Below are 5788 nucleotides of genomic sequence, written 5' to 3' on the forward strand. Positions count from 1 at the left end.
GTATGCCGTCGTTTTCGGCTTGACAGTCTCCACTTCGTGGGACAGTCAACCGCACGACACCATACCGCGGGAACGTTGTGCGTAATTAGAGAAAAATGATTTTATCCATTATATTCATAAGCATTATTATTATTACAATAATTGAAGGAGTTACTACATATTTGTTAGTAGAAACATTCTTTAATATTGGAATACCTGTATTTAAGCGAACAATTGAGATTGATACATCAACCTTGAAAATTGAAAAATACAGGACAATTGTAAAAGATATGGGTAGATTTCAATTCACAAGAGACAACAAAGTATATTTCCTCACTAGAATGAAATTCTTTAGCTTTAGAACTTCATTCCCTTTCAAAATAATTGGGACAATAAAATCTGACGATAAAATAGATATAGTGGCAAGATTGCCATTAGGGACAACTTTAATTTTTCTATTAATTATTTCGTCTGGGATTTACCTTTCAATGCCGATAGATTTAGAATCATCATGGATTGATATAATAGGAGTTTTAAGCTTATTGATTTTGTTATTATTAATAAGTTTTCTTATTGAATATTCAAGACTCTCAACCATGATAGAAGAATTAAAGGAAATAATAACTACGCACAACACGCGGTCATAGTGCATGCGGTTTTGTTTTAATCTGCAAACCCACATTCCGTATGCCGTCGTTTTCGGCTTGACAGTCTCCACTCCGTGGGACAGTCAACCGCACGACACCATACCGCGGGAACGTTGTGGGCAATTTACCTAACTCATTTACTTTATAGTGAAGATTAAAAATGGAAAACGAATTCTAAAGACTATCTTAGGATTAATATTTATAGTTGTTATTTCTTTATCATCTGCTGATTGGTATAAACGAAAGAAAATTCAAGGCAAATTCTTTGATATTGAATATTCTATATACAAATCAATGATTAACAAGAAGATTAGTGATCAAGAATTATATATTTTGTATTGTGATACTATAGCTAAATTTGTAAAAAATAATCCTATAAATTCAGACTTTCGACTAGAAATAAATGATTGCACTTCTCAAACAAGTACTAAAAGATTTGATGTAGATAAACCAAATTTTATTCTTCAAGTTCAAATGATTGGAGTTGAATATCGACAAAGCAAAGATAGAGCCAATATTCGTTTATTCTTGATTCTGATTGTATCTCAAATATTGTTAATAGTAATAAAAAATTTAATTGATAAGAAGCTTAATGATACTGGGAATTATTCTGACAAATAAAAAACTGCCCACAACACGCGGTGCATAGTGCATGCGGTTCTTTTAACCTGCAAAACCATATGCATTCTGGCGTCGTTTTCGGCTTGACAGTCTCCACTTCGTGGGACAGTCAACCGCACGACACCATACCGCGGGAACGTTGTATGTAATACCGGGATTAGTAGTTTGAGATCTTACGAACTGACCTCCACCCTCTTTAAGCTGAAGCAAGAAGCGTTCATTTTTAAACAGGATCAACAATTGATTTTAACCAGGTGTCGGGTGGAGTTTTAGATTATACAATTTTAAAGTTTCATATTTTGACGCAATATCGTTTGGGGTTGATGCAATATCGTAAAGTTTTGATTTACATTATCCGGCTATGGGCGGCTGAATCTCATTTGATTTGCTGAAGTGTTTAATTTGTGAAGCATCAATTTAAAGAGCACCAGTGAGAGAACAAAAGAAGGTACTACATACAACACGCGGTCATACTGCATGGCAGTACTTTTAACTAAAATATTTCAACGTTCGCGGCTAGGCTCTTTTGTCCTGACAGTTCCTTTCCCGTTGGAAAGAAACTGCCACGACAGCATACCGCGGGAACGTTGTACACCATTTGAAAAAACATACTGATAAAATGAAACATTATTTTTTGATACTTATATTTTTACTGACTATTGGTTTCGTAAATGCTCAGATTTTTCCGTCTGATTCAATTCGATTTATAAGATATATTGAAGATTCACAAGAAAATGTAAGTATCCCTTTAACTACTTTGTATTATATGCATAATACGAGTTTTAAAAGTAGATTTGGCTGGGTATCAGAAAGGTCATTGCAAGTAGATAGTCTCAAAGATTTCTTATTAATTGAAATGAATACAACAGATGTGCCACCTGGAGAATGGAGTGATTATACACCTGGTTCTTTTCTTCTTGCCTTAGAGATAGATAAAGGTACAAACGCTATTAAACTAGATTCAATTAATGACAAAATCCATTTATTAAACCACTATGCTACAAAAGGTGTAAACAACCCAGTAAATACTACAACTGGATTTCTAAATTTTGAAGTCTTACCATCTGGAAAGGTTAAAATTTCTGGGACAATTACAGTTAACAGCAAAAAGCCAACTACTAAACACGAGATTTTCTTTAAAAATTCAATTGTTCCTTCCACTGATTATAATGGATATGCCAAATCTGAGAAAGAATATTGGGAAAAGCAACGAGAACAAGAAAGGAAAATGTTTGGATTAACAGATAGAATTGCTCAGGCTGAAACAAACTTCTATGATTCCCTTTTTAATTACGAATTGTACCCTACTAATAAAATCGAAGCGAGCTTTAATGGGAAAAAAACTTTTGAATTTAAACTTGACCGAAGTTATATAGTTGAAGGTGCAGAAATAAGTAAAACACCTTCAGAAAATCTAATGGATTTATTAGGTAGTAATATTTATTATCCAATACTAGGTGAATCTGTAGTGATTAATTTGCATCATTTCTTTGAAGGGAAAAAGAATGTAATTGATGATGAAACCAATTATTCACTGATTATCGCAATACCTGATTTAGAACAAAAAGAATATTTGATTAATAAAAAAAGTGACTCAAAAGCAAAGCTAGCTTATTGGCATTATGGACCAGCAGGGCATGTAATTGAATCTAAATTAGCAACGGGGAAAATTGTAATTACACGAATTGAGAATAAAGTTGTATTTGGGTCAATTAATCTTGATTTTAAATCAACTGACAAAAAGACTTTTAGTATCAATGGAGATTTTCAATTGCCAAATATAGACAAATCCGAATTTGAGAAATTAGGACAACAAATTGAAAAAATAATTAATGAATAAAAAACGGTGTACAACATTTTGTATAAGTAATGGCAGACGATGTGGCAAATATAAAGGTTTGTAGCCCGCTCAAACTGCGTAGCGGTTTGACAGGAATGTACCACGCAATCTGCCACTACTCATACAATTTACCGTTAGGCCTCATTTCAATTTGACCAATAAAAATGATGATTACTTTAATTATAATAGCATCAATACTTATACTTTTTAGAATCTTTCCAATAGGAATATTTATTGCTGCCAGATTAAATGATATTGATATTTCATTTTTCAAACTGGTTAAATATAAGTTTAAGAATATTCCATTGAGATACCTCATGAACTTAAATGAAAAATTAGCGGCTAATTACTTCGACATTGAATATAACCTATTGATTGAATGCTATAATAGAGGTTTAGATTTAGTGAATATAAGCGAGGGGTTAATTAAAGCAAGGGAAAATAAAATGTACCTGACATTTGATAAAGCCTGTTTAGCGGATTCCGACAACATTGACATTATTAAAACTATTGATAACGCATTACTTCATGTGGAGAAAAAAGACTTATTTTCAACTTAAATCTGAGGATAATAAGAAGACTTTAAAAAAGCAAAATAACAGGCTTAAATATACCCTTAGAGCTGGAATATGGACATTCTTTATAGTAGTTTGTTATAGTATCATTGTACCAATTACATTTGGTAAAGGGTTTCCATTTTTTTCTACTGAGCCCTATGTTGTTAAATTATCTGATTTACCTAAGTATTACAATGAGATTCTAATAAAGTCAATCATTTTATCTCTTGGCGTAATGATTTATTATTTTTTCTTTAGGCATAAATTAGATACACATTCTATGACTAATACAGTTATCTGTGATAAGTGTTTCAATACTAAAAACTTTGACAATAGTTCAAACTGCGAATGTGGTGGAAAATTTTATTCAATTGATAATTTTGAATGGATTGAAGATCAGCCCGATTTAATATTTACAAATGATAACTGGATCAATGAATATAAAATAATGAAAAACGAGGCCTAACACACGGTATAGTGCATGCGGTTTTGTTTTAATTTGCAAACCCACATTCCGTATGCCGTCGTTTTCGGCTTGACAGTCTCCACTCCGTGGGACAGTCAACCGCACGACACCATACCGCGGGAACGTTAGCGGCAAGCAAAATAAAACCCTCTTAATTTAACTGAACATGAATTCACCTAAACTAAAACTGTTAATTCTAGCTGCTTTAAATTCAGGATATCTTTATTCTTGTAAAAATTAAAAATGAACCAATCTTAATTGAATTTATAAAGTAGTTCAAATATTTAAAATTAGGTAAGTGGAAATTAATAATAACGGAAAACAAAGGGATAAACATGTAAAAAGTGAATCTTTAAAAATATTAATTGGGGGACCTTTTATCAGCGGAATCTTAACGTATTATAGCTATTTTAATATGCAGGAATGGCTTGAGTTCTTTTATGCTTGTATTCCTCTATTTATAGGTATCCATTTCCTTTTTTTTGTGTATGCTCCAATAAGAATGTTAAGATTTCACAATAAAACGATAGAAAAAATTTCAATAATGAATGACACCATTCAAATTAAAACATTTGCACCCTGGTTCATGAAATCTATTGATATAAATTGTTTTTTAAGCAACGTTACAATAAAGAGGTCTGAATTTGACAGATATGGCAAAAAAGCTAAAATGGGTTATACAATAAAAACTAAAGATAAAGGAGAATTTTATTTTGTTGATGACTACTTTCCTGATAATACCATACTGTTAAACCACATGTAATCACTTTTGTGCCCGGTTTGATCTTGATTCTGATTACATGTATATTTTCAATTAAATTGGGACAAAATATGACACAAATAATATGACTAAAAATTGCCAGCCGCTAACACACGGTATAGTGCATGCGGTTTCTTTTAACCTGCAAATCAACATTCCGTATGCCGTCGTTTTCGGCTTGACAGTCTCCACTTCGTGTGACAGTCAACCGCACGACACCATACCGCGGGAACGTTAGCTGCTATTTAAAAATCCTAAGAAATACTTTTGTAAAAACAGATTATATTAAAAATGAGTAGATTATTTTTAGCGTTTTTTTTGTTAACATGTATTAGGACTTTTGGACAAGAGACAAATAATCAGTTTCTCCAATTTAATGGTTTATATGAAACCGAGTGTGCTTTTGACGAAAACGATGATGAAGGAACCCAATGTTATTTAAGATTTTATTCAGATGGAAAAGTAATAAGCGTTTCGACAGTTTGTGAAGGATCAGCTTCGGATTTAAAAGGATGGTTTAATGTTGAGAATAAAAATATCAGTGTTGGAAACTATAAAATCAACAAACATAAAATTCAATTTTCAACAACGAGTAAGGCTGGGACAGTAGAATATAGAGGTCGAATAGACAAAAATGGCCAAATTAAACTTAGAACAAAAAGCTTGATAAATGGATATAAAAGCAGAGAAAAGTATAGATTCATACAACTTTATAATATGAAATAAAAACAGCAGCTAACACGCGGTCATAGTGCATGGCAGTACTTTTAAACCAAATAATTCAACGTTCGCTGCAGCTCCTTTCGTCATGACAGTTCCTTTCACGGGTGAAAGAAACTGCCACGACACCATACCGCGGGAACGTTGTATTTAATACCGGGATTAGTTGTTTGATTATTTTAAACTGGCTTCCACCCT

At 32.4% G+C, this 5788-nt stretch carries 7 protein-coding genes; all 7 read left to right on the forward strand.

Going from position 1 to position 5788, the window contains the following annotated elements; all coding sequences use genetic code 11:
* Positions 1 to 95 precede the first annotated feature (95 nt).
* The 7 genes from ACE1ET_RS20075 to ACE1ET_RS20105 all read left to right on the forward strand — a co-directional run bounded on the left by ACE1ET_RS20075 (position 96) and on the right by ACE1ET_RS20105 (position 5596).
* The gene (locus ACE1ET_RS20075) at positions 96 to 626 is read left to right on the forward strand and encodes a hypothetical protein (RefSeq protein ID WP_375730216.1); all 531 of its coding nucleotides are present in this window, start codon (positions 96 to 98) and stop codon (positions 624 to 626) included.
* 147 nt (positions 627 to 773) lie between these two features.
* Positions 774 to 1247, forward strand: a complete 474-nt coding sequence (locus ACE1ET_RS20080; protein ID WP_375730217.1) for a hypothetical protein — start codon at positions 774 to 776, stop codon at positions 1245 to 1247.
* Between the two features lie 619 nt (positions 1248 to 1866).
* Complete coding sequence (locus ACE1ET_RS20085; RefSeq protein WP_375730218.1) at positions 1867 to 3087, forward strand: hypothetical protein; 1221 nt, start codon at positions 1867 to 1869, stop codon at positions 3085 to 3087.
* Between the two features lie 164 nt (positions 3088 to 3251).
* A complete protein-coding gene (locus ACE1ET_RS20090; protein WP_375722467.1) occupies positions 3252 to 3647 on the forward strand; it encodes a flotillin-like FloA family protein in 396 nt (131 codons plus the stop codon).
* A gap of 277 nt (positions 3648 to 3924) precedes the next feature.
* The gene (locus tag ACE1ET_RS20095; protein ID WP_375730219.1) at positions 3925 to 4110 is read left to right on the forward strand and encodes a hypothetical protein; all 186 of its coding nucleotides are present in this window, start codon (positions 3925 to 3927) and stop codon (positions 4108 to 4110) included.
* 298 nt (positions 4111 to 4408) lie between these two features.
* Entirely contained in the window at positions 4409 to 4873 is a 465-nt protein-coding gene (locus ACE1ET_RS20100) for a hypothetical protein (RefSeq protein ID WP_375730220.1), read from the forward strand.
* 288 nt (positions 4874 to 5161) lie between these two features.
* The gene (locus tag ACE1ET_RS20105; protein WP_375730221.1) at positions 5162 to 5596 is read left to right on the forward strand and encodes a hypothetical protein; all 435 of its coding nucleotides are present in this window, start codon (positions 5162 to 5164) and stop codon (positions 5594 to 5596) included.
* Positions 5597 to 5788: the final 192 nt, after the last annotated feature.

The organism is Quyinboa mangrovi (genome assembly GCF_042219825.1).
GTDB lineage: Bacteria > Bacteroidota > Bacteroidia > Bacteroidales > UBA5342 > JBHJHP01.

Excerpts from the sequence above, each read along its gene's own strand:
- ACE1ET_RS20075 (WP_375730216.1), top strand. The coding sequence starts at position 96 with ATGATTTTATCCATTATATTCATAAGCATTATTATTATTACAATAATT.
- ACE1ET_RS20085 (WP_375730218.1), top strand. The coding sequence starts at position 1,867 with ATGAAACATTATTTTTTGATACTTATATTTTTACTGACTATTGGTTTC.
- ACE1ET_RS20090 (WP_375722467.1), top strand. The coding sequence starts at position 3,252 with ATGATGATTACTTTAATTATAATAGCATCAATACTTATACTTTTTAGA.
- ACE1ET_RS20095 (WP_375730219.1), top strand. The coding sequence starts at position 3,925 with ATGACTAATACAGTTATCTGTGATAAGTGTTTCAATACTAAAAACTTT.
- ACE1ET_RS20105 (WP_375730221.1), top strand. The coding sequence starts at position 5,162 with ATGAGTAGATTATTTTTAGCGTTTTTTTTGTTAACATGTATTAGGACT.